This is a genomic window from Candidatus Bathyarchaeota archaeon (assembly GCA_026014585.1).
Taxonomy (GTDB): Archaea; Thermoproteota; Bathyarchaeia; order Bathyarchaeales; family Bathycorpusculaceae; genus Bathycorpusculum.
Genome location: JAOZIA010000025.1, coordinates 17,379 through 42,159 on the forward strand (window position 1 = coordinate 17,379; position 24,781 = coordinate 42,159).

At 44.2% G+C, this 24,781-nt stretch carries 27 protein-coding genes and 1 tRNA gene; 17 read left to right on the forward strand and 11 right to left on the reverse strand.

Annotated elements, in window-relative coordinates; translation table 11 throughout:
• Positions 1–131: 131 nt before the first annotated feature.
• Positions 132–563, forward strand: a complete 432-nt coding sequence (locus tag NWF01_12380) for an NUDIX domain-containing protein (GenBank protein MCW4025807.1) — start codon at positions 132–134, stop codon at positions 561–563.
• On the opposite strand, the gene NWF01_12385 is transcribed toward NWF01_12380, so the two are convergent.
• Both NWF01_12385 and NWF01_12390 read right to left on the reverse strand, forming a co-directional pair.
• On the reverse strand, positions 560–1,810 hold the full coding sequence (locus NWF01_12385) for a translation initiation factor IF-2 subunit gamma (protein ID MCW4025808.1): 1,251 nt from the start codon (positions 1,808–1,810) through the stop codon (positions 560–562). The genes NWF01_12380 and NWF01_12385 overlap by 4 nt on opposite strands.
• Positions 1,811–1,892: 82 nt before the next feature.
• A complete protein-coding gene (locus NWF01_12390; GenBank protein MCW4025809.1) occupies positions 1,893–2,285 on the reverse strand; it encodes a 30S ribosomal protein S6e in 393 nt (130 codons plus the stop codon).
• 522 nt (positions 2,286–2,807) lie between these two features.
• Between NWF01_12390 and NWF01_12395 the strand changes: the two genes are divergently transcribed.
• Positions 2,808–4,031 (forward strand): MFS transporter, encoded by a 1,224-nt coding sequence (locus NWF01_12395; protein MCW4025810.1) that lies wholly within the window; start codon positions 2,808–2,810, stop codon positions 4,029–4,031.
• A 44-nt stretch (positions 4,032–4,075) separates the two neighbouring features.
• On the opposite strand, the gene NWF01_12400 is transcribed toward NWF01_12395, so the two are convergent.
• Positions 4,076–5,518, reverse strand: coding sequence for a bifunctional 5,6,7,8-tetrahydromethanopterin hydro-lyase/3-hexulose-6-phosphate synthase (locus tag NWF01_12400; GenBank protein MCW4025811.1), 1,443 nt, complete (start codon positions 5,516–5,518; stop codon positions 4,076–4,078).
• A 200-nt stretch (positions 5,519–5,718) separates the two neighbouring features.
• On the opposite strand from NWF01_12400, the gene NWF01_12405 reads away from it, so the two are divergent.
• Positions 5,719–5,913: a hypothetical protein gene (locus NWF01_12405; GenBank protein MCW4025812.1), complete on the forward strand. Its 195-nt coding sequence runs from the start codon at positions 5,719–5,721 to the stop codon at positions 5,911–5,913.
• Here the strand turns inward: NWF01_12405 and NWF01_12410 are convergent.
• Positions 5,901–7,433 (reverse strand): carboxypeptidase M32, encoded by a 1,533-nt coding sequence (locus tag NWF01_12410; protein MCW4025813.1) that lies wholly within the window; start codon positions 7,431–7,433, stop codon positions 5,901–5,903. The two genes, NWF01_12405 and NWF01_12410, sit on opposite strands and share 13 nt — an antisense overlap.
• 400 nt (positions 7,434–7,833) lie before the next feature.
• Between NWF01_12410 and NWF01_12415 the strand changes: the two genes are divergently transcribed.
• The 6 genes from NWF01_12415 (at position 7,834) to NWF01_12440 (ending at position 14,299) form a co-directional block, all read left to right on the forward strand.
• Positions 7,834–9,102, forward strand: coding sequence for a hypothetical protein (locus NWF01_12415; GenBank protein MCW4025814.1), 1,269 nt, complete (start codon positions 7,834–7,836; stop codon positions 9,100–9,102).
• 61 nt (positions 9,103–9,163) lie between these two features.
• Positions 9,164–10,579 (forward strand): hypothetical protein, encoded by a 1,416-nt coding sequence (locus tag NWF01_12420; protein MCW4025815.1) that lies wholly within the window; start codon positions 9,164–9,166, stop codon positions 10,577–10,579.
• Positions 10,576–11,655 (forward strand): HAD hydrolase family protein, encoded by a 1,080-nt coding sequence (locus NWF01_12425; protein ID MCW4025816.1) that lies wholly within the window; start codon positions 10,576–10,578, stop codon positions 11,653–11,655. The genes NWF01_12420 and NWF01_12425 overlap by 4 nt, the downstream gene beginning before the upstream one ends.
• Entirely contained in the window at positions 11,656–12,561 is a 906-nt protein-coding gene (locus NWF01_12430) for a formylmethanofuran--tetrahydromethanopterin N-formyltransferase (GenBank protein MCW4025817.1), read from the forward strand.
• A complete protein-coding gene (locus NWF01_12435) occupies positions 12,558–13,472 on the forward strand; it encodes a carbohydrate kinase family protein (GenBank protein ID MCW4025818.1) in 915 nt (304 codons plus the stop codon). Before NWF01_12430 ends, NWF01_12435 begins: the two co-directional genes overlap by 4 nt.
• Positions 13,473–13,582: 110 nt before the next feature.
• Positions 13,583–14,299 (forward strand): DUF4145 domain-containing protein, encoded by a 717-nt coding sequence (locus NWF01_12440; protein ID MCW4025819.1) that lies wholly within the window; start codon positions 13,583–13,585, stop codon positions 14,297–14,299.
• A gap of 113 nt (positions 14,300–14,412) precedes the next feature.
• Here the strand turns inward: NWF01_12440 and NWF01_12445 are convergent, their stop codons facing one another.
• From NWF01_12445 to NWF01_12455, 3 genes are read right to left on the reverse strand one after another with little or no spacing between them, the layout of a single operon-like run.
• The gene (locus NWF01_12445; GenBank protein MCW4025820.1) at positions 14,413–14,565 is read right to left on the reverse strand and encodes a hypothetical protein; all 153 of its coding nucleotides are present in this window, start codon (positions 14,563–14,565) and stop codon (positions 14,413–14,415) included.
• Positions 14,538–14,720 carry a hypothetical protein gene (locus NWF01_12450; GenBank protein ID MCW4025821.1) on the reverse strand — a complete coding sequence of 61 codons (183 nt, stop codon included), beginning with the start codon at positions 14,718–14,720 and terminating at the stop codon, positions 14,538–14,540. Before NWF01_12450 ends, NWF01_12445 begins: the two co-directional genes overlap by 28 nt.
• Complete coding sequence (locus tag NWF01_12455) at positions 14,717–14,899, reverse strand: hypothetical protein (protein MCW4025822.1); 183 nt, start codon at positions 14,897–14,899, stop codon at positions 14,717–14,719. The genes NWF01_12450 and NWF01_12455 overlap by 4 nt, the downstream gene beginning before the upstream one ends.
• A 136-nt stretch (positions 14,900–15,035) precedes the next feature.
• On the opposite strand from NWF01_12455, the gene NWF01_12460 reads away from it, so the two are divergent.
• The 3 genes from NWF01_12460 to NWF01_12470 all read left to right on the forward strand — a co-directional run bounded on the left by NWF01_12460 (position 15,036) and on the right by NWF01_12470 (position 15,796).
• A complete protein-coding gene (locus NWF01_12460) occupies positions 15,036–15,188 on the forward strand; it encodes a ribbon-helix-helix domain-containing protein (GenBank protein MCW4025823.1) in 153 nt (50 codons plus the stop codon).
• Positions 15,189–15,319: 131 nt separating this feature from the next.
• The gene (locus tag NWF01_12465; GenBank protein MCW4025824.1) at positions 15,320–15,580 is read left to right on the forward strand and encodes a hypothetical protein; all 261 of its coding nucleotides are present in this window, start codon (positions 15,320–15,322) and stop codon (positions 15,578–15,580) included.
• Between the two features lie 27 nt (positions 15,581–15,607).
• Positions 15,608–15,796 (forward strand): hypothetical protein, encoded by a 189-nt coding sequence (locus NWF01_12470; GenBank protein ID MCW4025825.1) that lies wholly within the window; start codon positions 15,608–15,610, stop codon positions 15,794–15,796.
• A 169-nt stretch (positions 15,797–15,965) separates the two neighbouring features.
• Here the strand turns inward: NWF01_12470 and purQ are convergent, their stop codons facing one another.
• Genes purQ through purM form a run of 4 tightly spaced genes read right to left on the reverse strand, consistent with a single transcriptional unit; the run spans position 15,966 to position 20,554 of the window.
• Positions 15,966–16,784 (reverse strand): phosphoribosylformylglycinamidine synthase subunit PurQ, encoded by an 819-nt coding sequence (purQ, locus tag NWF01_12475; protein MCW4025826.1) that lies wholly within the window; start codon positions 16,782–16,784, stop codon positions 15,966–15,968.
• Positions 16,784–19,171 carry a phosphoribosylformylglycinamidine synthase subunit PurL gene (gene purL / locus NWF01_12480; GenBank protein MCW4025827.1) on the reverse strand — a complete coding sequence of 796 codons (2,388 nt, stop codon included), beginning with the start codon at positions 19,169–19,171 and terminating at the stop codon, positions 16,784–16,786. Before purL ends, purQ begins: the two co-directional genes overlap by 1 nt.
• A complete protein-coding gene (gene purS / locus NWF01_12485; protein MCW4025828.1) occupies positions 19,168–19,419 on the reverse strand; it encodes a phosphoribosylformylglycinamidine synthase subunit PurS in 252 nt (83 codons plus the stop codon). Before purS ends, purL begins: the two co-directional genes overlap by 4 nt.
• A 55-nt stretch (positions 19,420–19,474) precedes the next feature.
• Positions 19,475–20,554, reverse strand: a complete 1,080-nt coding sequence (gene purM, locus NWF01_12490; GenBank protein MCW4025829.1) for a phosphoribosylformylglycinamidine cyclo-ligase — start codon at positions 20,552–20,554, stop codon at positions 19,475–19,477.
• Between the two features lie 217 nt (positions 20,555–20,771).
• On the opposite strand from purM, the gene NWF01_12495 reads away from it, so the two are divergent.
• The 5 genes from NWF01_12495 to NWF01_12515 all read left to right on the forward strand — a co-directional run bounded on the left by NWF01_12495 (position 20,772) and on the right by NWF01_12515 (position 24,780).
• Positions 20,772–21,119, forward strand: a complete 348-nt coding sequence (locus tag NWF01_12495; GenBank protein ID MCW4025830.1) for a hypothetical protein — start codon at positions 20,772–20,774, stop codon at positions 21,117–21,119.
• 125 nt (positions 21,120–21,244) lie between these two features.
• The gene (locus tag NWF01_12500) at positions 21,245–22,084 is read left to right on the forward strand and encodes a nucleotide-binding protein (GenBank protein ID MCW4025831.1); all 840 of its coding nucleotides are present in this window, start codon (positions 21,245–21,247) and stop codon (positions 22,082–22,084) included.
• Positions 22,085–22,150: 66 nt separating this feature from the next.
• Positions 22,151–22,226, forward strand: a tRNA-Gly gene (locus NWF01_12505).
• Positions 22,227–22,739: 513 nt separating this feature from the next.
• On the forward strand, positions 22,740–24,062 hold the full coding sequence (locus NWF01_12510) for a right-handed parallel beta-helix repeat-containing protein (protein MCW4025832.1): 1,323 nt from the start codon (positions 22,740–22,742) through the stop codon (positions 24,060–24,062).
• A gap of 169 nt (positions 24,063–24,231) precedes the next feature.
• Positions 24,232–24,780, forward strand: a complete 549-nt coding sequence (locus tag NWF01_12515; GenBank protein MCW4025833.1) for a hypothetical protein — start codon at positions 24,232–24,234, stop codon at positions 24,778–24,780.
• The last annotated feature ends 1 nt before the right edge of the window (position 24,781 follow it).

Sequence of the window (24,781 nt, forward strand, 5' to 3'; positions counted from 1 at the left end):
CTGGTTTTAAACTGTTTGCTACTATAACTTTTAGCAGTTTCGTGTTTTGGGTTGCTTGTTTATTTTGCTTGAATTTACATTTACTTTAAATAACACTTACTTAAAGATTCAAGCTGATATTGGTGATTTATGTGCTCAACGAAAAATCCTGTGGTGCAGTAGTATTTTTTAAAAATCAAGAAGAAACAAAATATTTACTTTTACATTACGAGGCTGGGCACTGGGATTTTGTTAAGGGTAATGTTGAGGTAAATGAAACCGAAAAAGAAACCGTTCTGCGAGAACTTAGAGAGGAAACAGGCATTGTTGATGCACAATTCATTGACGGTTTTAGAGAAAGCATAACCTATTACTATCGACGACAAGGCGACACCGTGCACAAAGAAGTCGTGTTTTTCCTAATTCAATCTCAAACAGAGAAGGTTCAATTATCCTTTGAACACGTTGGCTATATCTGGCTAAACTATCAAGACGCCATGCAAAAGTTAACATTCAAAAACGCCAAAAGCACTCTGCAGAAAGCCTGCAATCACCTGAAGGCAAAAGAAATAATCAAGGCTTAACTTTTTACTAAGCCATAACCGATAAGGCGCCAACGCGCAGTAATCTTTCGGCTAATAGCAACTCGGCTGTCTGGAAGTGCGCAGATGGGTCTTGTCAACTGGAGTTTTATTACGTTCTGCTTTATCCCGATAACTTTGCCAACGTTCACTGCTGCACCAACGTGCAAAAGCAAGGTTTCGTCAGGGTTAATTTTTTCAACTTTTAGCTGCTCTTTTGTGCCGACAGCCCGCTCCAAAACATGAGTTTCCAACGTTAACTCTTTAACGATTGGCGGAAGCATACCAGTTTTGCCAACTATGCTACCTGTTAGACCATCAGCTTTAGAATATGCAGGGTCAAGCTGGGTTCCAACACCAACTAGTCCACCGCAGGTTGCTTCTTTCACTTCTTGTGCACCTGCGTGTAGGCTGACGATTTCGCTGATTAATGGGTTGTAAACGGTTTTGCCTTCGCGTTCCATGCTGACGCCTGGGCGTATCTCGATTTCTTCGCCGACAACAAACTTGCCCTGCGCAATTGTCCCACCAATAATTCCTCCTTCAAGCTCATCAATCATGGTTCCTGGCTTGTTCACATCAAAAGATCTAATCACGTACATTAGGGGCGGTTTGGTTTCGTCGCGTTTGGGAGTTGGAATAATCTGCTCAATAGCGGTGAGCAAAACGTCAATATTGATGTTACGTTGAGCTGAAAGTGGGATAACTGGAGCGTTTTCAGCTACGGTGCCTTTGACAAAATTTTTGATTTCGCGGTAACTTTCAAGTGCACGCTTCTCATCGACTATGTCAATTTTGTTTTGTACAATAATTATGTTCTTTATTCCGCTGACTTCTGCTGCGGCCAAGTGCTCCCGAGTCTGTGGTTGAGGGCAGGGTTCATCAGCGGCAATAACCAAGATTGCGCCATCCATGATAGCTGCTCCAGAAAGCATTGTTGCCATCAAGGCTTCGTGTCCTGGAGCATCAACAAAACTGATTGCCCGCTCAAAAACTGCTTCTGAATTGCACCGTTCACAGATTGGGTTTATAGTGTAATTGCTTGGGGGTTGGCAGTTTGGGCATTTATATATTGGCATGTCTGCGTAGCCAAGTTTAATGGTGATGCCTCGTTTGAGTTCTTCACTGTGACGGGAAGCCCACCGTCCAGTTAACGCTTGAACTAACGTTGTTTTTCCGTGGTCAACGTGACCTATAGTGCCAATGTTGACCTCAGGCTGCTTGGGCAAGACTTTACTTGGGCTACTCATAGTACCTTTTCCATAATACTTAATGAATTATCACAAATAACTATAGAAGTTAATAAGTTTTAAGATACCCAAAAAGAAAGTTCTATGCTTTTACTTCTTCTTGAGGAGCCTTGGCTTCCTGAGCAACAGCAGGCTTTTCAGTGATTTTCATGTTTATTTGAACAATCTCGTCAGTGATGACATCACCGCGGACAGTCTTACGTTTACGGTCACCCTTCTTTTTAGGCTTAAAACCTGTGCCACTACTCAATATGACATTTCGGCGGACACCACCATGAACGTTGCTACGCATTGGTGCACCGTCGCTATCTGAGCCACCTGTAATTTGTACTTTGTGAGCTGGCAGGTCAACTGCTGCGCCATCTAAGGTTTCACCGATTTTTCTGCCGATCAGTGGTGTTGCGCGTGCTTCTTCAAGCTCCACTATCTTTGAGGTTCCGTTTGGGTCTGAAACTATTACCTTGAACTTTGCCATTGAAATTATTCTCTCCAGCGGAGATATGAAGTTGGGCATCTCTCTATTAAGTATTATCTGAAAAAACCACGTTTAGCTTTGAAATAGTCAGAAAAGACCTAAAAGTTTAACATAAAACATGCTTGACCTACAAGTATAACATGCAAAATTTGGCAAAAAACTGTCGCACTATTTTTGAAAATATAACAATCTTCATTTCGGCAAAAGTTGAGTGTTTTCAGAGATTTAATAATTCAACATTTTTTTAGAGGGATGGTGCACACGAACAAACTTGTATAGGAAATGTTTCGAAGAAATGATTTCAAAGCTGATTTCTCGGGCATTTTTGGAATGGAAACTGGGACAGCATCAACATAAGATATGTTGCTCTATCGAATTAACAAAATGTAAACAAAAAATAAGAAAAAAGCAAAAATTTTGTTAAAAAATAAAGCATTAAAACAACAGTATTTTTTGCTGAGCTCACTTTTTTTAGTAACAATAGGCAATGTTTTAATCTAACTGTGAAATCTGCCTTTTGCTATGTGGCGCCTTCCGTTCTTCTTTCATGATATGTCATGGGGACTACTCACGGTTTTCATACCGTTATACGTAGTAGCCTTCCAAGACACAGGCATACTAGGTGGACCGCTACTTGCACTAGGAGTCATGTCTTCCATTGCGATTTTCTGCTCCATCCCAGCATCGTTTTTATGGGGCTACCTTTGCGATAAAACACGCCACTACAAAAAATTCATCCTAATCTCGTTTGCATCCATAGCCATCATCCTTTTCCTTATGACACTGTCCTTTGCCCAAAACTTGATTGTTTTTGTCATCCTCTACATTATTCTGCAAGTGCTACATGTTGCTCATGAATCACCAAAAAACGTGCTAATCACTGAGCATTACAGCCGTAGAGACTGGGAAAAATCCTTTGGTTTCTATGAAGGACTCACTGAAATCGGCTTCATAATAGGTTTAGCTGCTGGAATGATTATTTTTGCGTCATCACTTAGTTTTGCTGTCATGTCAGCTTACGCGTTTTATTTTTGTTGTATCCTAAGCGTGATAGCATTTGTATCAGCAATTGCAATGGTTGCAGACCCCTTAATGGTTTTTGAGCGTCGTTTAGTAGGCATAGAAAGAAAAATAGAGTACACCTGTCGCGGTATAGAATGCTCAACACGACTAATGGATGGGTTACGCGGGAAGGGTTCGCTTAAACAGGACAGTTTTAGAGGGTTTGCAGTTGCGATAATTTTGTTTTCTTTGGGTTCAAGCCTGTTTTTCACGCCTTTGCCAGTGTATTTAAAAGAGGCTTTTGGGGGACTACAACAATTCGTGTACCTTGCATACATTCTCAATTCTGTGGGAGCAACTATAGGATATTTTGTGATTTACAAAAAAGCAGAAACCCTAAACACCAGAAAACAAATGCCACGCTACATACTTTTAAGAAGCCTACTTGTTTTTGGGTTATTTGGTGCAGTGTGGTTTTCAATTGCGCCTACAATTGTGATTTGTGTTCTTCTGGTCTGTCTGGGCTTTGCTTTTGCCATGTTCTTTATCATGATGACATCTTTGGCTATGGAGATTATTCCGCAGGGAAAATCAGGGTTCTTTGACGGAATGGTAGGTTTAGGCACTGGCATAGGTGCGTTTCTTGGACCTTACTTAGCCAGCAACCTAAGTTTTGTTTGGATGTTTCTGATAGCTGCAGTGATCTTCCTGGCTGCGTACATAGGACTAAAAGTATTCCGTTAAAAAAAGAAAATGTTGGAGCCAAAAAAGGGCTCAGCTTAGAATGCTTATTCTGTGTGAACTCTGTAGAGGTCGATGTCTTCGCGCATGCTTGGTGTTAGTTCAAGGAAGTCGCGTACTGAGCGTTCAATGTCGCGTGACTGCGTAACATATCTGCCAACGATGAGGATGTCTGCACCTTGCTCTAAGGCTTCTTTGGCTGTTTCTGGCACGATGCCGCCTGCAACTGCGATGAGGTATTTCTTGTTTGGGAAGGCTTGACGTATCATTTTTATGCGTTCAAGACCACTGCTTCTGCCTGTTTCTTGGTCAATGCCCCTGTGAAGTATGACGATGTCTGGCAAGTCTTTGAGTGATTTGAGTTTGGCAAGAACATCTTCAACATTTAGCATGTCGATGACTGCGTAGATTCCTAGGCGTCTGGCTTCTTGCACTGTTGCATCAAGAGTTTCTGGTGGTGCAAGACCTGCTGCGACAACTGCATCTGCAGTGTCTTCATAGGCTATGTCGACTTCAACTTTGCCCACATCCAAGGTTTTCAGGTCGGCGATGACGAATTTGTCTTTGGCTGCTTGGCGTATTTCGTTGATGACTTTTGTGCCGTAGCGTTTAATCATGGGTGTTCCGACTTCAACGATGATTCTGTCACTTCCAGGTAGCTCCGCGAGAACTTTCTTTGCACCTTCAAGGTTTGGTGCATCAAGCGCTATTTGGAGGTATGGTGGTCTCCAGAGGCGTGGAACTTTGAAGCCCATAATGGGGTGCTTTGCACGGTCTTTGTCATAGTTTACCTTGTCAATTGATGGGTACTTCTTGAGTGCTCGTTGTAGCGCCATCTTGGTTGCACCGTAGTTGTACTGGTAGATTTTGCGGTAATCAGTTGCTTGTGGGTGTATGAAAACGCTGCAGATAATTACCCAATCGTCAAGTTTGTCAACTGGGATTACGCCTTCTTCTGCTGCGTCTGCTATTGCTTTTGCAACGGCTGCTTGTGCTGGACCGAAAATTTTGCCTGTGTCTTCCATGTTTTTAACGGTGACTTTTGGAACAATAAGCGTGTGTGGTTTAGGTGGAAGGTTTGGCCTGATAACTGCGAGCAAGGGTGTGTGCCCTGCGGAGAGGCTGGTCATGCCGTTGGCAAAGGCTAACCCTACTGGACCTGATTTGTCACCTACCATGAGGTCTACGTGGGCGACTTCGTTTCCTTCACCCACTAAAGCTTCGCCTATGAGGTATGCGTTTCCTGAGGTTTGTGGTGTTTCATCTGCAAGTAGTGTCGGTGCGTAGTCAATGATGTCTTTAAAATCGACATTAAATTCTTTTAACCATGAGTAAAGTGTGTCACGGTGAATGTCCATTTCTTTTGCGGTTCCGATTATTGTCGGTTTTGTCGGCTTATTTTTTAAGCTAATTTCCTTTTTTGCTGCTTCGTTGAGGATTTTGATAAATTCTTCTCTTGTTTCTGGCTTTTTAACATCTGTTCCCGACATTTAGTTGTCCCCTTCGGTTTCTGTAGAGCAGCCTGTATTTAAGAGTGTCGGAGATAGTGTTGATTATTTAGGTCACATGTTACAGGTTTTAACGCTTTATTGTCGGAGCAAATTTCCATTCAGGGACGAAGCGTTTTTTATCATCAAACGTATATCCTTAAGGTTCAATGGTCAGTAACAGAAAATTGGGGTAGAATCAAATGTTATGGATTAATTGGGCATGTTTAGGCGCATTTATTGCAGGGTTCATTTTATTTGTTTACGGTGCCAACGCTTATGATGCATTCGTCGGCTGGACTGGAGTTTTTATAGGCATCGGCGGGATTGCAGTGTTTATTGTTTATCACGTGTACAAGGAATTAACTAAAGAGCAGCCTCCAATTCAAAAACCGTAAAGTTCACCATATTTTTCCTCAAGATACCGCAAGTAAGCTTTAGAGTCAACGGATGAGCCAGTGATTTTTTTGATTAAATCCTGTGGGTCATACAGGTCGCTTTGGCGGTGCACGTTTTCTTTGAGCCAACTGTTGATGTTTTTGAGGTTTCCATCTTTGAGTTGACTTTGCCAGTCGGGCAGGGTTTTAGCCATAGCCGCCATTATTTGACCACTGTAAATATTACCCAACGTATAGCTTGGGAAATACCCAAACAAGCCACTTGCCCAATGCGTATCCTGCATCACACCCTCCGAATCATCCAAAACATCCACTCCAAGATAATCCTTGTATTTTTGGTTCCAAACCATCGGCAACTCATCCACGCTGATTTTATCTGCAAAAAGGTCACGTTCGATTTCAAAGCGGATAATTATGTGAAGACTGTAAGTTACTTCGTCGGCTTCAATTCGGATTTTAGAAGGTTCAACCCTGTTTATTGCGTGGACAAATGGTTCCAGTTCAATGTTGGCAAGGCTTGGCGCGGCAGCTTTTAGTTTGGGCAGAAAACCTGTCCAAAAAGCCCGTGAGCGCCCAACAATGTTCTCGTATGTTCTTGATTGAGATTCATGAATGCCATAGGAACAAGATGAACCAACGGGTTGCCATTGCCATTCAGGAGCAAGGTTTTGGTCATAGAGCGCGTGTCCTGACTCGTGCAGTACTGAAAAGATTGAGCTAGCATAGTTGTTTTCGTAGTAATGGGTTGTTATACGCACATCATCATAATATCCAGTTGTAAACGGATGCTCAGTTTCGTCAACTCTGCCGCCAGCAGAAGACGACGTGGTATCATAACCCAAGGTTTGAGTGAGTAGTTGGGTGATTTTGCGTTGATTCTCAACAGGCACGGGCACATGAAGAATTGAAGTGTCAATGGGGGTTTTGCTGTTTTGGATTTTTTGCAGAAGCGGCTTTAACCCCGTCAACAGCTGGTTAAATGTGTGGGTTATTGCTGAAGTTGACATTTGAGGTTCAAAATTATCAATTAAAGCATCATAAGGCGTTTTGACCTCTTTGACAGGCATCAAAAGCTCAGCAGCCTGCTTACTTAAATCCAAAAGTTTTTGCAAATCACCTTTAAAAGTGTCAAAGTTTTTTTGGGCTTTAGCTTTTTTCCAAACATTAACAGTTAAGGCTTCCTGCTTTGCCAAGTCAGACACCAACTGGTCAGGAAGTCTTATTTGTTCACGGTAACTTTTTTTGGCAAGGTAAATGTTACGTTTTTCCACTTGACCTAAATTGTTATACTGAAGGTCTGTGGTGATTTCATCTAAAAGTTTGCCTATTTCGGGGTCAGTGCTCATTTTGTGCTGCACACGGCTCATTAGAGCTAATTGGAGACTACGTTGCTCCACAGCTTTGGGAGGCATCATGGTTTCCATGTCCCAGTGAATTATGCCTAAAGCTGTTCCAAAAACCAGGGGATTCTTGATTTTTTCAAGCAAACGGGTATAAGATAAGTTTAGTGAGGTTGACAAGACTGCTTTCGCCTAAGAAGGGTTATGGCTTTGGAGGTTTATTTACTGTTTGCAACATTCTGCGGATTTATTTTCTGAAGTGGAAAATTACCATGCTTTTGACTTAAAAATGTACTAAAAGCGTATAAACCCCTTTTTATTTTATGTCAGAAACATCAGGGACAAAGGGGACTTAAACATAGGCTGCGGTATCTTTGGAGTTATAAACTACGATAACCAACCGGTTTTCCCGTACGTTTACTGGGGTCTTAGAGCGCAAAACCATAGGGGACACCAATCACACGGATTTTTAACCTTAAAAGATAACAAATATTACATTTCAAAAAGTCTAGATTTAGTACCAAGAATAAAAAGCAGAGACATAAACGGGTGGCTTGACCGCCTACCAGGCTCCATCGGCATCGGCAATGTCCGCTACACAACCTCAGGCAAATGCGATGATGAATCACTCATCCGCGGAACCCAACCGGTCATGGGGTCAACAGACAAAATCCAGTTAGCCCTCTCATTTAACGGCAACATCGTCAGCACCGCGCACCTAAAAAAAGAGATGCAGGAAAACTTTTCTAATTTTAAGTACACCTGCGACTCCGATATTGTGTGCCATAAACTTTTGCTTGGACTAAAAAACGGCAAAAGCCTATCCGAAGCCGTCCACGATACCATGTTAGCTTTGGATGGAGCCTTCTCCGTGACAGGCATAACTGGCGATGGAAGGTTTTTTGCTTTCAAAGACCCCTACGGAATAAAACCCCTCTGTGCAGGCCATGACCCACACAACAAAACTTTTGCCTTTTCATCTGAAACAGTCAGCTTAGACATGAACGGGTTTGAGCGAGACTTTGAATTACACCCAGGCGAACTGGTCACAGTCTCAAAAGACGGCTTCACCCGTGAACAAATCATAAAAAATCCCCACCACGCATTCTGCTGCTTTGAATACGCTTATTTTGCAAGACCCGACTCACGCTTTAACGGCAAATACGTGTATGAAATCCGTGAAGAGTTCGGAAGAAACATCGTTAGAGAGTGCCCTGAAATCTCCAAGGATGCAGACATTATTTTATCAATTCCTGAAACTGGCGATGACCCCGCTATGGGTGTTCATGAAGAATCAGGATTACGATGGGAACGCGCGTCTAGGCGGCACCGTTACGTAACCGAAAGAGCTTTCATACTTTTAAACAATGAACGTTTCAGCACAATTGACAAGAAAATCAACATTTTAGGCAACAGAGTCAAAGGCAAAAGAGTAATCATAACTGAAGACAGCGTCGTGAGAGGCGACACCACAAAAGTAATCATCGAAAAACTGCGCAAGTCAGGAGCCACAAAAATCCATGTTTTCATAACTTTCCCAAGAATCATTGGACCCTGCTTCTATGGCATCGACATGTCAACTTATGGGCAACTGGTCGGTTCCAGAAATACTCCTGAACAAATCGCAAAAATTATCGGTGCAGACACAGTTTGCTACCAATCTATTGATGCCATGGTGAAAGCTACCGGACAGAAGCGTGACGAATTATGTATGGCATGCATTACGGGCAAGTATCCAACACCGCTGGCTCAGCAGATGGCTGATGAAATGAAAAAGAAGTTCCTTGAAGGCTACAAAGAGAAAGCCCGAATCTATGAAGACGAGGAAAAAACAGGCACTGAGCAGTAACAAAGCAAATTAAGTGTTGATGCATTTTCTCTTAACCAAGATACGAGTAGGTGGGCTTTGAATGGAAAAGATAGGTGTACTAGTGGTTTCTTATGGCTCAAGAGAAGCCGCCATGGTTGACGCGCTCTCCAGAAGCACAAAATATCAAGTAGAACTCTACATTGCCGATAAACAACAAAACCCCTTCAACGCAGAGAGGGCAACCAAACACGCAATAATTCCAAGTTTGGACGCGGGCGAAATCACCAAGTTCGCTCTGGCAAACAAGGACAAAATCCGCTTCGCCCTGGTTGGCTCAGAAAAACCTATCATAGAAGGCATCCGAGACCAAATCGAGCAGCAAACAGGCATCCCAGTAATCTGCCCCAAACAAAAATACGCCATAGAACTCAGCAAAGTAGAACAACGCCTGCTATTCCAAGAAATCGCACCTGAAGCCAACCCACGCTTCAAAGTATTTAACCCTCAAGACTACACAAGCCAAGACTCCGTTAAAACCGACGTTTACAGGTGGCTAGACGAACTCAATAATCAAGCGGTGGTTAAACCTGACAAGCCAGCTGCGGGAAAAGGTGTTGGTGTCTGGGGTGACCACTTCACCACGCGAGAGCAGCTTTTTGAGCATTTCATGTCCAGCTTCAAATACGGCTCAGTCATCATCGAGGAAAAAGTTGACGGAGAAGAAACCAGCTTCATGGCGTTTTGCGATGGCAAACACTTCATTGCCCTTCCAGACACCCGAGACTACAAACGCGCCTTCGACGATGATGCAGGACCCAACACGGGCGGCATGGGCTCATACAAAGGCGTAGGCGATCGTTTACCCTTCATATCTGCCGCTGAACGCGAAATGGCACTTGAGTTAGGCAACAAAATTTTCAGCAAATGGCAAGCAAAAATCGGCGACGACACCGCCCTTCGTGGTGTGCCATTGTATCTTGCGTTTATGCACACGGGAAAGGGAATCAAAGTTTTAGAAAACAACAGCAGACCTGGAGACCCCGAAATCATGAACCTGCTACCAATTATCAAGGATGATTTTGTTGATGTGTGCTTTAAGATGATTGAGGGCAACTTAACAAAAATTCAACTTGAAAAATCAGCCACCGTCTTAACCTACAAGGTTCCCGCGGATTATGGCGGCTATAGCGAAGTGTTCCCAGGCAAAGTTGACAAAACCAAAACTAACACGCCAGTTGACCTCACCAAAGCGTATGGACTGCAAAGTAAATACGGCGATAAAATCCGCATTTACCCAGGCTCAATGGAACTACGCAATGGCAAAAACTATGCGCTTAAGTCGCGGGCGGTTGGGGTTTTAGGTGTTGGTGAATCCATTGAGGAAGCCAGACAAATCAGTCTAGAGGGCATAGCGGCTATTGTTGGTGGGGAACTTTGGAGTCGAACTGACATTGCCGCCCAAAAACACATTGACCGAAGCATCGCGCACATGGAGAAGCTGAGGCAGAAAGCGTGAAGCGCATCTTTGTAACTGACTGCGAAGGCCCAATCAGCAAAAACGATAACGCCTACGAGTTAGCAGCCCAATTCATCCCAAACGGTGGCAAGCTCTTTAGCATATTAAGCAAGTACGATGACGTTTTAGTGGACGTGTTTGAGAAGCCCGAATACACTGCGGGCAGCACGCTTAAGCTGATTTTGCCCTTCTTCAAAGCCTACGGCATCACCGACACCCAAATGGAACAATTCTCACAAGAAAACATTGTCTTAATCGCAGACACCCAACAAACCATGCAACACATCCAAAACCTAACCGACACCTTCATCGTAAGCACAAGCTACGAACACTACATCAAGGCACTTTGCAACACCATAAATTTCCCCTTCAAAAACACGTACTGCACCAAATTACGCCTCGACCAATTCAGCATGACCGATATAGAAAAAGAGGACCTCAGAGAGGTAGCGCAGGAAATCGCGGGCATGTGCATAATTGAAATCCCGCCTGGCGCAAAAGACTATGAACCCTTCTGCGAACGCGACATGATCGCGGTGAATCGTCTGGATGAGATTTTCTGGGACCAAATGAAAAGAAAACACTCAGGAAAAATAATCAATGACGTAGTCACGGTTGGCGGAGAACAAAAAGCAGAATCCATCAAAGACGCCGCAGAAAAATTAGACGTTAACCTCGGGGATGTTATGTATGTAGGCGACAGCATAACCGATGTGGAAGCCTTTCAGCTTGTTAGGGAAAACGGCGGCTTAACTGTCTCGTTTAACGGCAACAGCTACGCGGTTCGCAATGCGGAAGTGGCGGTTTTGGCTGAGAGTAATTTGGTGACGGCGGTTTTAGCGGACCTGTTTGTTAAGAAGGGTAAAGAAGAAACCCTAAAAGTAATCACCGCATGGAACCCGCAGACACTGGAAAATAGCGGCGTAGACAAAGCATTGCTAAAACTGTTGCTGTCAAACCCAGATGGGTTGCCGAAGGTTCAAATAGTTACATCTCAGAATATCCAAACATTAGAAACAGAAAGCAGCGCATTTCGTAAGAAAGTGCGTGGAGTAGCAGTTGGAAGGTTAGGTTAAATGAGTAAAATTGAAGTTGAAGACACATTTATTGAAGCATTCAGTGGCATCTACTGCCGAGTAATCATAACCGCAGATGACCAAGAAACCCTGCGCAAGGCAGCTGAGCACGCCACCGCAACGCCCTCCGTTGTCATTAACAGGGTCGAAGCAGGAATCGAGCGGTACCTCAAACCAGAAGAAACCCCTGACGGCAGAGTCGGCGCGCTGTTGCAGTTTTGGGGCGGATTAAACCTGAAAACCTTTGAGGATTCCCTGCGGAAGTTCCAAAATGAACTCTCGTATCGCATCCGCCAAGACATCCTTGTCAAGCCCTTCACCGCCGTGTATGATGCGCTCCCGAATCCCGAGGGTAAACTGGACATGATGGAGACCGTTGGGCACTGCGGCGACGGCTACGAATGGGTTGAGCAGCGGCATGGCAGAGAAGTCATCGTTGTGCCGCTTATGGTTCCCGATTTTGTAATTGAGCACTATTTGGGCTGGGCACATGGGGTTTCAGGCGGCAACTTTTGGATCATGTGCACAACTAAGCAGGCGGTTAAGGAGGCGGGACAAAAAGCCCTCGACGCAGTCCACAGCGTGGATGGCGTGATTACTCCGTTTGATGTGTGTTCTGCTGGCAGCAAACCCGAAACGCATTTCCCCAAGATTGGCCCCACAACCAACCACTACTACTGCCCAAGTCTTAAGGAGCGTTTGGGTGAGGAGTCTAAGGTTCCTTTGGGGGTAAACTATATTGCCGAGGTAGTGTATGACGGTGTCTCCTTAGAAGCTGTAAAAGCAGCCACTAAAGCGGGAATCCAAGCAGTCCTCGGTGTTGAGGGCGTGGTGCGGGTTTCAGCGGGCAACTACGGCGGCAAACTCGGAGAATACAAAATCCAATTAAAAGAGTTGTTGATATGACAAAATTTGATGTTATCGGTTTTGGAGCCCTAAACGTTGATTCGCTCTTTAAAGTAGACAAAATCGCAGGCGCAGAAGAAGAAAGCTCCGTTATAGACTACTCAGAATCCTGCGGAGGCTCCGCGGCAAACGTGATGGTTGGCTTAGCACGGTTGGGCTGCAGAACAGGCTTTATTGGCAAAGTTGCGGATGACCGCGAGGGCAAAATGCACCTTGACGCTTTCAAAGCCGAAGGCGTAAACACAGAGGGCATCACGGTGGCTAAGCAGGGCAGAAGCGGCTTAGTCATGGGCTTTGTGGACAAGAAGGGGCAACGCGCACTCTACATTAACGCCGGCGCTAACGATTTTGTGGAGCCCCGAGAAATCAAATGGGAATACGTCAGCCAAACCAAACTACTCCACTTAACATCCTTTGTTGGCGAAAAATCGCTTCGAACCCAGAAGAAACTGGTTGGTTCGCTGCCGCAGGGCGTGGAAATCAGCTTTGACCCCGGCTCAGTATACGCACAAAAAGGCTTCGCAGCAATTGAACCCCTAATCAGAAACGCCTCAGTCATGATGCCAAACGCCCTAGAACTGGAACTACTCACGGGCGAATCCGACTATCAAAAAGGTGCAAGAGTACTAATTGATGCGGGTGTTAAAATTGTCGCGGTTAAACTTGGCGCCAAAGGCTGCTACGTAACAGATGGCACCGAGCAATGCAGAGTTGAAGCCTACAAAGTCAACGCCACCGACACCACAGGCGCAGGCGACGCATACTGCGCAGGCTTCCTATACGGAATAATAAACCAAAAAACCCTAACCGAATGCGGACGACTAGGCAACTGGGTAGCATCAAGAAAAGTAACAAAAACAGGAGCAAGAACAGGCTTACCATACGAAAAAGATTTGGCAACATTTGGTTGAACTAACGCCTGATAGAGATGAACTGCTGACAAACTAAGGCAACAAATTCAAGAGTACAATAACAAAACTCACTATAATCATTTAAAGCAAAGGCTAACTATTGATGCAGTATGGATAGCTTACAAAACGTTGGAAGAGGGTCATCCGAAAACAAACCAAAATCCAAATACACACCAAGTATTCCTGATAATGGTGTACCAGCAAACGCTCCATGCCAGTGCCCTTATTGTAGAACAAAAACCACTGCAACAGCTATTGAATGGACTTCAGACAAGTGGATTTGTAAGTGTGATAACGGCAAATGTGGAAAAACATTCTTTGCAGATGTAGAATACAATAGTGCAATCCAAGATTATGATGATAAAATCACACTTTATTTTGACATTCTCGCAACCTATCCCAAAGTTGTGGCTGAAAAACATGTTAGCATCCCCGAAAACATATGGGCTGACTACGCAGAGGCATCAAATTGCTTCAATGCTGATTCATACAAAGCAACAGTCGTTATGTGCCGTAGGACACTCCAAAATGTCGGCGTTAAAAAAGGCGCTACAAAGAAGTATGTAAAAGGTGGTTGGATTCCGCTTAAAGAACAGATAAAGTCAGCTTTTCCACAAAAAGAATATCCACTAATCAATCAACTTACCGATGCAATAAAATTCTTGGGTGACTATGGAGGGCACCCTAACGATGACGGCATAGACCAAGTAACAAAAGAAGATGCAGAAACAATACTAGATTTTACTTTTCAAATTCTGAAGATAGTATTTATTCAACAATGGGAAATTCAGAAAATCCTTGACAAAAAAACAGCCTCAAAAAAATAATCAAAACACTATTTCTTAACATCCACTCAATTGATACCCAAATATAAAGAGCACTGTTGTTTTTACGAGTTAAGCCCGAATTTTAATGGCGGGGGGTTCTGTTAGGTTTTAGTTTAGTTTTTGTATTGGAAGGTGTAGTGGGTTTGTTTTTTGTTTTGGTGTTTTATGAATGCTTTAAAGCCTGCTTGGTTGATGCATTTGATGAATAGTTCGCGCTGCTGACTGGGCGTCAGGTCTGTTACGTCATACTGCTTGGCGCTCTGCATTTCTCAGACCCACTTTTTTCGAGAACTGTTACTTTTTGGGTTTTTAGCAACCAATCGCACTGAAGGCTTTGGCTGATTTCTTCTTCTATTTGGCTGTTTGATATGTTTTCGGCTTCTGGAACCAAGTTAATGGTGATTATGGCTATTTTGTTCATGTTTTTTTCTCCTGTTGGGTTTCTTTTGGGTTTACATATTGGGCAACTACCCTGCCGCATTGTGGGCAGTGCACGTGGTAGCCTTTGGGATAGCTTGGGTCACCTGATACTTTTGCGCTTTTTTTGGGGATTATGCAACCGCAAGGACAGCTCCAAGCTTTTGTATTTTTTATGGGCAATTGGGGCAGGTGTATCTTTGTGGACGGCTGCGTTTTTATCCACCACTACAAATAGTATTACTTAGTAGTATTAAAGATTTTATAGTAAGAAAAAGTAGAAACAATACTTAAACTACAAGCCAAGCCATAATCAACCATGCCACGAAAAGCAAAAAAGAAAATCAGCCTATCAATCGACTCTGGCTTGCTTGAATGGATAGACCAAAACGTCTCAAACTTCACGTTCCAAAACCGCAGCCACGCAATCGAGCAAGCAGTTTGCCGTATGAAAAAAGAAATGAATCAATAATTCTTCTATTTTGTGATTTCTGTATGGTGTTTTTTGGTGTTGCCGTTATTATTTCTTAACTTATTCTTAACTTGTTATTAACTTTTTTTATATCTTTACATGAGCTTCTGCTCTACGGAAGCAACCCAAACATGGATTGGCAAAAATACGCATGGGTAAAGCGAGGCAGCAGGCGCCAAAAAACATTGGAGCTATTTAGCAAAACAAGCAACCCATTGTCGATAAATGATGTGCATGAAAAATCCAAAATCGCCATTGCCCAAGCATCGGTGACCATAGCCGAGTTGGAAACTGCTGGACTAATCAAGTGCCTAAACACTCAAGATAAAATCGGAAAACTCTACCTCATAACGGAAGAGGGAAAAGAAATAATTACAAAAATAAACGCCTAAATATGCTGTTGAGCTGGGTCACATAAAATGTTGGAAAGCGAAAGCAAAATAGTAAACCGACCAACCCAAACAGGGGGAAAACAGTACGACAAAATATTCATCTATGTCCCCACAGAAGTCGCCAAAGACAGCGCATTCCCCTTTACGGCAAACCAAAAAGTCAAAGTAAGAATTGACCCAGAAAACAAACGCCTAATAATAGAAAAAACCCAATAACCCCTCTTCATTTTGTTTGCAGCTTGAGGCAATTCCTGCCCAAATTTACAACATTCATATTTGGAGCCTAATAGCCAACCTATGCAGAATGATAGAGAGAGGTCACCGTTTCTATTTGGTGCCTATTAGAAATTCTATGCAGAATCTATAGAGGGGTAGAGTGGGGGGTTTAGGTTTTGGTTAGGTTGTCGATTATGCTTTGGAATATGAGTTTGCCATCGCCATACATCATCATTTGCTGCTGACTTGTCCAGTTGGGTTCTTGCCACCAGTACATTGCCCGTTCGGGATGCGGCATTAAGCCGAAGATGTTGCCTTCGCGGTTGCATACGCCTGCGATGTCATAGAAGCTGCCGTTGGGGTTAGTGGGGTACTTGCCGTCTGCGGTTTCGCCGTTTTTGTTGCAGTAGCGGAAAACCAGCATATCCTCATCAACCAGCCGCCGAAGAAGCGCGTCTTCTTTTTCTTTTGCAAACAGCCAGCGTCCTTCCCCATGCGCAATCGGCATAGAGAGCACTTTGCCTTGCGGAATCTTGTTGGTGAAGAGGCATTTGCCGCGGTTTTCCAATTTGAGATGTATCCATTCGCACTTGAAACCCGAAGGAATGTTGGTGGTTAATGTAGCCTCGGGAATTGGGCTCATGCCTTCAAATCCTGGCAGAAGTCCGTATTCGACAAGGATTTGGAAACCATTACAGATGCCCAATATGGGTCTGCCCTCGTCAATGAAAGCACGCATCTGCTTACCCAATAGTGCATCAAGGTGCCGAGCGAAAATCACGCCAGAACGCACATAATCGCCAAAGCTGAAGCCGCCGGGGAAAACCAGTGCGTGATAATCCATCAGGCTACGTTTGCCTTTGACCAGTTCGTTAACGTGTACGACTTCTGCTTGGGCGCCTAGTTCGGTGAATGCTCTTGCGGTTTCGGCGTCGCAGTTGGTTCCGCCCACACGCATCACGCAAACTTTGATTTGTTCGGGGTGCATTAGGCGTTCACCTCGCTGTTTAGGGTGCGTTTCCAGCTATGCATTAGCTCGGGTAGGGATGCTTCCACGATTGTTTCTCCGTTTAAGCCTGTGATTTTGAGCTTGGGTTCTTTGGTGACTACGCCGATTTGGCTGCATACTTTGCCTTTCATTAGGGCTTCAAAGTCGTTTCTGTCTTCAGGAACGATTTCGATTAAGAATCGGCTGTTGGACTCCGAGAATAAGATGAAATCGTTGCGCTCTAAATCTTTACCTAAAACCTCACGCAAATCAAGCGCCAAGCCTAAGCCGCCTGCAAACGCCATCTCCGCAGCCGCCACTGCCAAACCGCCCTCGGAGAGGTCATGACAAGACCGCACCATGTTTTCGTCGATGGCTGCTGTTACAGCTTTGAAGGCGCGTTTGGCTTTTGCGCCGTTGACTTTGGGCACGCTTGCGCCTAAAAAGCCCTTTAAGCGGTAGTATTCGGAGCCGCCCAACTCGTTATAAGTGTCACCGACGAGATACAGCAGGTTGCCTTCGGCTTTAAGCTCCATGGAAGTCACCGATTGAATGTTTGGAACCACACCAACACCAGTGATAAGCAGAGTTGGTGTGACGGGCCCCAATGGGGATTCATTGTAGAGGCTGTCTTTGCCCGAAATAAACGGCGCCTTAAACTCTTTAGCAAACTTGTAACACGCCTGACAAGCCCTAACCAGCGAACCCAAACGCTCAGGCTTCTCTGGGTTACCCCAAGTGAAATTATCCAACAAAGCCACACGACGCCCACCAACCGCGATGTTGTTTCGCATTGCCTCATCAATCGCCGAAGCCGCCATCCAATACGCATCAATCTTGCCATACTGCGGATTCATGCCACACGAAATCACCAACCCCTTCAACGAATCATCCAGCGGTTTGAGCACTGCGGCATCGTTTGGTCCCGCGTACTCACCCTGAAGCGGTTTGAGGGCGGTGTTGCCTTTGACTTCGTGGTCGTAGGTGCGAATGACGCTTTCTTTACTGGCAATGTTGGGTGCCGCGAGTAGTTGTAGTAGGATTTCTTTGAGGCTTTTGGGTTCCTCAAACTCGGGCTCAACCTGTTTGGGGGCTTCGATAACTGCGACCTTTGAGCTTTCGCAGGGGTTAAACAGGAAATCCATATCCATATCCGCAACGCATTCGCCGTTGTGGTTGAGTTTTAGCCTGCGCTCGGTGGTGAGGGTTCCAATCGCGGTTGCTGCCACATCTTCTTTCTCAAAAATTGCCATAACGGCGTCGAGGTTTTCGGGGGGCACGGTGATTAGCATGCGTTCTTGGGATTCACTGATGTATATTTCCCACGGAGCTAACCCCGCATGTTTGAGAGGGATTTTGCTCAGGTCAACTGTTACGCCACAGTTGTATTTTTCTGCGGTTTCACCTACTGCTGAGGACAAGCCACCACCTCCAAGGTCAGTGGTTGCCGAGGCTAAACCTGAGTCGCGAATTTCGATGATAGCACGTTTGACTTTTTCTTCCTCGATGGGATCGGCAATTTGAACTGCTGGACGACTGATTTCTTCGGATTTCTCTGTTAGTTCGGCTGAGGCAAAGGTTACGCCGTGGATGCCGTCGCGTCCTGTTTTGCCACCCGCAATCACTATGTAGTGTCCTACGGTGGCGTGTTTGGTGAATTTGTCAAGGGGCAGAGTGCCGATGCATCCACAGTAAACAATCACGTTGCCCGTGTAGGAATCGTCAAAGTAGATGGCTCCGTTGACGGTTGGGATGCCCATGTTGTTTCCGTAAGCGCTGATGCCCGCAGTGACGCCTCGATAAACGTACTTGGGGTGCTTAACGCCATTGGGCAACTTGTTATAATCATAATCCAGTGGACCAAAGCCCAGCACGTCTGTGCATGCGATGGGGTCAGCCCATACGCCCAAAATGTCGCGGATAACACCGCCAACGCCCGTGGCTGCTCCGCCAAAAGGTTCCACTGCGGATGGGTGATTGTGAGTTTCAACTTTTGCTGCAATTCCTACGCCTTTGTCGAATTTGACTATGCCCGCGTTGTCCTCAAAGACGCTAAAGCACCATGGGGCACGGATTTCTTGGGTGGCTTTGGCTATGTAGCTTTTGAAGAGGCTCTCGATTTGCGTGTTGCCGATTTGGATTTTGTCTTTAAACGTTTTGTGGCAGCAGTGTTCGCTCCAGGTTTGGCTGATGGTTTGGAGTTCCACATCAGTTGGGTTACGGTTCTGGCTGGTGAAGTAGGTTTGGATATCTTTCATTTCGGGTAGGCTTAGTCCGAGTGCGAGTTCGTTGCTGGCTTCTATGAGTTGCTCATCTGTGGCTGTGGCTATGTTTAGTTCGATGATGTCGGGGCGGGTTTTGTTGCGGACAAAGAGGGCAGGGTTCATTTTTGCTCCTCAATTGTAATGGTGAAGTTGTCTTTGGTTGGATTAGCCAAAAGGCGTTTGCTCATTTCTTCAGCTTTCGCTTTGGCTTCTGCGGGGCTTTTTGCTTCAAAATTTATTGTGTAGACTTTGCTTACGTCTACGGTGGTGACGTTGTAGCCTAATTCTTTGAGAAGGTTCGCTGTGGTTTCGCCTTCGGGGTTGCTGTGTCCCGGTTTGAGGCTGACTTCGATTTTTGCAGCGTAGTTCATAGCCGATAATGGCTATATTTGAGATTTAAACGCTTTCATCACATAAAATGCAAAATTAGGCTAAGAGCAATTTCTTGCCCTTGTGCTGCACTGTGATTTTTTGGTTGTCAGTTACTTTGCCTATGATTTCGGGTTTTTCGCCTGCCTGCTCCAGTGTCATCATTGCTTTGTCGGTTTCGGATTTGTCAATTATTATGCCAAAGCCCCAGCCCATGTTAAACGTAGTAAACATTTCCTCATCCGTTATAGTGTAGCCCAGTTCCGCTGCGGTTTTCTGGATTACGCCGAAGATGGGTTGTGGCTTGAAATTGTTGAATTCAAAGCCGATGCCTTTTGAGTAGTTGAAGAGGTTGCCGAATTTGGTGTAGGCGTCTCCTGTTATGTGTACGGCGGCTTTCACCTTCACTTTACGCAGAAGCGCAAGGAAGGGTTTGACGTAGATTTTTGTGGGCTCCAACACTTCCAAACCCACCTCACGGCTTAAACCTTCAGGGGTCTCCTCGGGCAGGTATTTGCCGCCCCAAGCCTTAAAGAGGATTTTTCTGACCAGTGTGATGCCGTTGCTGTGCACTCCACTGCTGGCTAAGCCGATGATTGGGTCACCAGCGTTTATGCCTTCGCCTGTGACAATGTCTTGCTTTTCCACTTGCCCAATTGAAGCAACGACCATGTCAAAGCCCGTGCCCGCGTGCAAGCCGTTGATGATTTCTGCTACGTCCCCTATTTCGCCGCTGACGATGGGGCACTCGGATTGGACTGCTCCGTCAATTACGCCTTTAAGCCAGTCCTTAACTAATTGGGGGTTGCTGGCTTGAGCATGAATATTATCGGAAACTGCAAGGGGAGCTGCACCGCTACGAATAACGTCGTTAACCGCCATTGCGACCGCATCAACGCCGATAGTGTCGTACTTGTCCATGAGTTCCGCGAGCAGAACCTTGGTGCCTACGCCTTCAATGGTGAGGTCTAAGTACGTGTTTGGGGTTTGTTGGAAAATGTTGCTATACGGCAGGTGCACGACGGGTCCAAACTTGTTAAACTGGTAAGTGTCCTTTAGCATTGAGAGGGCTTTTTTGGATTCGTGACGCTGGTCTCGGTCAACGCCCGCGTCGGTGTAAGTGTAATTTTTCGGCAACCCAGATTTCTCCTTGTTCACACCTATTTTCGGATAAGTTAGAGATAACAATTATGCTTGCGAGAAGAAATAATACGCACTGAACACAAAGACAAAACCAAATTTGGACAATCAATGAGGTTGATTTACCTTTCAGCCTTTGCTTTGAAAAGCAAAAGCTTAAATTTAGACAGATATAAAAACCAAAATGGCTTCTGCCAGCAGAGATGAAAGTAATATGGACATAAACATGAGCATGAACCCAAGTGATATAGGAAGTTTGGTTGTGCTTCCGGTTATCTTTTTGGTTATATGCATTATTAGGTCAAGAAAACCGCAAGGTAGCATTATTTTTGGCTTAATTGCAGTTGTTGCTGGAGCACTTGAGCTTATTTATGTCAGCGCAGGTGCATTGTTTGTCGTTGGTTTATTGTTAAATCCAAACCCTCCAAGTCTTAATGGTACAACTTCGCTTGATTATTATGGCTTAACATTATTCCTTCCAATACTTGTGGTAATAGCAACTGCTTCATTAGCGCTCGGCACTTGGTCGCTGGCTATGAAAGCAAAACAAAATGTCCGCTAAAGTAAATTTTTAACAATCTTTTCCTATGTTTGGATTTATAGTCTCCATAAATCTTCAGCATGGTTTCTGGCAGCATTTGCTGAGCAAGGTTTTTGTTTGTCAACTGCAGATATCCTGTGATTAGTTTGCCCACCCCAAAATATCACATCTACATACAATACGCCGAAGCTGAGAAGACCGGGTTTCGCTTCAACCTAACTCATGAGGAACTCAACCGCACCTTTACCGAATACTATTCAGCCAGCAAACCGTTTTGGTTCATGGGCAGACTCCTAAATCCCAGCAAAGTCATAAAAGCAGTCATCTTCTGGTCCTATGAAACAGCCGACAAACTAAAGTTGCCCAACGGGGAAAGTCTTGTTGCCTGCAAAGACAAAAAATACCAAATTGAAAACATCCTCAAAAGCAAAGTCATGGGCACGTATATGTGCACGGAACAATTTGTACAACCAACCCAAACCCCAGAGCCCAATTTTCCAAAAGAAGCAACTGCGACTACTCCCCGTAAGCGTCAGAGACTGTTTGTGGTTGCAGGCAAAGACCAAATGATGAGCCAAGCCGTGACGGGCGCGTTGACGAAGCTTTTTTTGGTGCCTGTGGTTTTGCAGGAGGAGCCCAGTCATGGAAGAAAAGTCTTGACCAATTTCACAAGTTATATTGATATGAAATTTGCTGTGGTTTTGCTGTCGCCAGATGATTGCGTGTATCCAAGGGAGGATAAGACAACAAAGAGCAAGCTTAAGCCGCGTCAAGACATAATTTTCCTGCTCGGGTACCTGCTGGGTAAGCTTGGCATGGAAAAAGTGTTGGTGTTGTTTAGGGAGAGCTCAAACTTTGAAATCCCCAATGATTTTGAGGGAATAAAATTTGTTGCCTTTGATGACCGCGGCAGTTGGAAACAGGCTCTTGTACGGGAACTAACCGCTAATGGTTATGGCATTGAGGGAGAAAGAATCCTAAAATAACTTCAACAGCAAAGTTTCTATACCAAATGAACCATTTCCAATAGTCTTGCATGCAATGTTGTGTTTGCGGTTGTAGTCTAGCTTGGTAGGACATCAGGTTCCCAACCTGACAACCCGGGTTCAAATCCCGGTAACCGCACCAACACAAAAGAAAAATTGAACCAACCACCATTGAATACTGGGTGAAACATAATTTTTTCAGCTTCAATCCTGTTTCCCATTCCATCGAGCACTCAATATGTTACCTGTCCAAGATGCGGTTCACAAGTAACCTCCATTTCCAATTATTGCAACTACTGCGGAGCCAACCTACACCAAACAGTACTGCTAAAGATATGCCCCCGATGCAAAAACAAAATCCCAGCCCAAGCCCATTTCTGCCCAGAATGCGGACAAAAACAGTGACTTGAGCGCAAACATCTGCTTAGACAAAGTCTATTTGCTGCCTATTTGGAGCCTATTAGAAACTCCATGCAGAAACTATAGAGGGGTCAAAGAAACCCTAAGAGGGGAGGACACTAATGGCTAATTTCCTGCTTAGCATGTTGAATTTTTAATTATAGTCTTAGTCAAGAAAGTTTGACTTGGCTTAGTCAAGAAACCTTGACAAAAACTCTTAAATCCAAAATTCAGCCACCAAAAAATGGTGTAGCTAATGAAAAAAATGCTTGCCGTGCTGATTGGGGCAATTTTGGTTTTTTCTGGTTTTCTAGTTTTTGTATCGCCTGTATGTGCTGAATTTGAAGAGTCCCAGAAAGTCATCACTGTTCCTGATGATTACCAAACAATTGACGAAGCTATACATGCTGCTGAAAGGAGGAACATAATTTTTGTTAGGAATGGAACTTATGATATGCCAGATAATCGGGAAGTAATCATTAACAAGCCCATCTCGATAATCGGGGAATCCGTCCAGAACACCACAATTGTGTTTCATCCAAACTATACTGTTGTAAACCCTTACAGTTACAAACCAACATACAGGTACTCTCACGCGTTAACCATTTTTACAGATAATTTCCAATTAAGCGGAGTTAACCTGCAAATCACGCAGGGCGGCTACATTAACGGATTTGGCGATAACATCCAGTTAATAGGAAACAGTTTTTCAGGCTGCCAAAACCTAACCATTAGAGGCTCCTACTGTCAAATAATCGACAACGACATCGGCTCCGCAGTAAACCTTGCAGTGTCTTTTACTGAATTCTCAAGAAACACCTTCTCAGGTTTATTCCTCTATGAGGGACACACAAATGATATTCACGAAAACACCTGCAGCGCAGTAAGCATCCACTGTAACTTTAACAATTTAATTGTGGGAAACAAAATTATTGGCTCGGGATATGTGGGTTTAACTTTAGGATGGTCAAATAATAATTTCTTTTATAGAAATCAGATACGCGGATTTGATAATGGCATAAAATTTGTAGGTACAAATAGCAACGTTTTTGTGGCGAACTCGATTTCGTTCGTTAGTAGAATGCATTTTTACAACTCGCAAAATAGCATTTTCTATTACAACAATTTCCTCAACAATTTTGGACCAGACGGGTTCACTCATCCAACAATCAAAGATGACCACTTCAAAGACAGCAATATTCCAATTTCAGTTAATTTCTGGGACAACGGGACAGCCGGTAATCGCTGGCATGGAACAAAAATTGCAGACAACAATGGTGACGGCATAGGGGAGTTACCATACGAGATAGACACAAACAACATAGATAATCACCCGTTAACTGATACCGTAAAAACCGATGAGATCAATGTAGAGATACCTGCTTGGGCACTGAACACCACAAATCTATATCCAAAATTACCTGTAACACCAATAACAATGTCAAGTACACCAGAAAACCACTTTAATGAAGCAATAATAGTTCTAACAAGCATAATCATTGCCACACCATTGATAACAGGTACAATCCTGACATTGTTCTATAACAAAAGAAAAAAGCAAAAAGCCTATATTCCCTGAAGGAAGCAGAAACAATCAAATTTTTGTAATTTTTCAAGTAACAGGTTTTGATACTTACTTAGGGATTAAAATTTTCGTGTCCAAACAACTTAAAATACTTTGACTGGTATCTGTTGAATCCCGCGGGAACGGAAAAAGTGGGGTTTGGGAGAGTAAGCAAGCGTTGACAATGGAAATTTGCACTTTGGATTTCTGCTTTGAAAATTCACTAGTCAAAATTGTTGCCAACCGTAACTGTCCAGAAATCAAGCTTGCAGGACTCAAAGTTGGACCTTTTGATGAGGGCAACGATTACGAAGTTTATTTTTGGGTAGCTAAAGAACTTGCTAACGCTGGAATGGTTCATTTCCGAGAAGAGGACATTTTAGATACCACCAAACTATTCAAAGCCCAATGGAAAGAAGGCGTACAAATCCCAGGGCAAATATCAGAGTTACCAGAGAATTTTTATCCTAAACTACGACGCTTCATCTCTGACCTAAAAGAGCAAGCCTCCAAAGAATCCGAAAAATATCAAGAATACGACAGGGCAAGACAGCTTGCGCGGGACATCGTAAATTCTAGACTAAAAAAACTTGTTGCCTTGTCTGCTGCTCCAACTCAAAGTGAACAGGTTCTCAAAAAGTTCACCAGTGAAGAGCGAATCATTTACGAGCAGTTGGTCAAGATTATTTCTGAGTGGAAAACCAAGATTTTAGCAAACGGGGAGCGGCAGTAAC

Coding starts and splice junctions, on each gene's coding strand:
- NWF01_12450 (MCW4025821.1), bottom strand. CDS start 14,720: ATGAACAAAATAGCCATAATCACCATTAACTTGGTTCCAGAAGCCGAA.
- purL (MCW4025827.1), bottom strand. CDS start 19,171: ATGAACCCTGCCCTCTTTGTCCGCAACAAAACCCGCCCCGACATCATC.
- purS (MCW4025828.1), bottom strand. CDS start 19,419: ATGAACTACGCTGCAAAAATCGAAGTCAGCCTCAAACCGGGACACAGC.
- NWF01_12515 (MCW4025833.1), top strand. CDS start 24,232: ATGGAAATTTGCACTTTGGATTTCTGCTTTGAAAATTCACTAGTCAAA.
- purQ (MCW4025826.1), bottom strand. CDS start 16,784: ATGCACCCCGAACAAATCAAAGTTTGCGTGATGCGTGTGGGCGGAACC.
- NWF01_12430 (MCW4025817.1), top strand. CDS start 11,656: ATGAGTAAAATTGAAGTTGAAGACACATTTATTGAAGCATTCAGTGGC.
- NWF01_12420 (MCW4025815.1), top strand. CDS start 9,164: ATGGAAAAGATAGGTGTACTAGTGGTTTCTTATGGCTCAAGAGAAGCC.
- NWF01_12400 (MCW4025811.1), bottom strand. CDS start 5,518: ATGTCGGGAACAGATGTTAAAAAGCCAGAAACAAGAGAAGAATTTATC.
- NWF01_12510 (MCW4025832.1), top strand. CDS start 22,740: ATGAAAAAAATGCTTGCCGTGCTGATTGGGGCAATTTTGGTTTTTTCT.
- NWF01_12495 (MCW4025830.1), top strand. CDS start 20,772: ATGGACATAAACATGAGCATGAACCCAAGTGATATAGGAAGTTTGGTT.
- NWF01_12435 (MCW4025818.1), top strand. CDS start 12,558: ATGACAAAATTTGATGTTATCGGTTTTGGAGCCCTAAACGTTGATTCG.
- NWF01_12445 (MCW4025820.1), bottom strand. CDS start 14,565: ATGCAGAGCGCCAAGCAGTATGACGTAACAGACCTGACGCCCAGTCAG.
- NWF01_12385 (MCW4025808.1), bottom strand. CDS start 1,810: ATGAGTAGCCCAAGTAAAGTCTTGCCCAAGCAGCCTGAGGTCAACATT.
- NWF01_12440 (MCW4025819.1), top strand. CDS start 13,583: ATGGATAGCTTACAAAACGTTGGAAGAGGGTCATCCGAAAACAAACCA.
- NWF01_12390 (MCW4025809.1), bottom strand. CDS start 2,285: ATGGCAAAGTTCAAGGTAATAGTTTCAGACCCAAACGGAACCTCAAAG.
- NWF01_12405 (MCW4025812.1), top strand. CDS start 5,719: ATGTTATGGATTAATTGGGCATGTTTAGGCGCATTTATTGCAGGGTTC.
- NWF01_12470 (MCW4025825.1), top strand. CDS start 15,608: ATGTTGGAAAGCGAAAGCAAAATAGTAAACCGACCAACCCAAACAGGG.
- NWF01_12465 (MCW4025824.1), top strand. CDS start 15,320: ATGGATTGGCAAAAATACGCATGGGTAAAGCGAGGCAGCAGGCGCCAA.
- NWF01_12460 (MCW4025823.1), top strand. CDS start 15,036: ATGCCACGAAAAGCAAAAAAGAAAATCAGCCTATCAATCGACTCTGGC.
- NWF01_12395 (MCW4025810.1), top strand. CDS start 2,808: ATGTGGCGCCTTCCGTTCTTCTTTCATGATATGTCATGGGGACTACTC.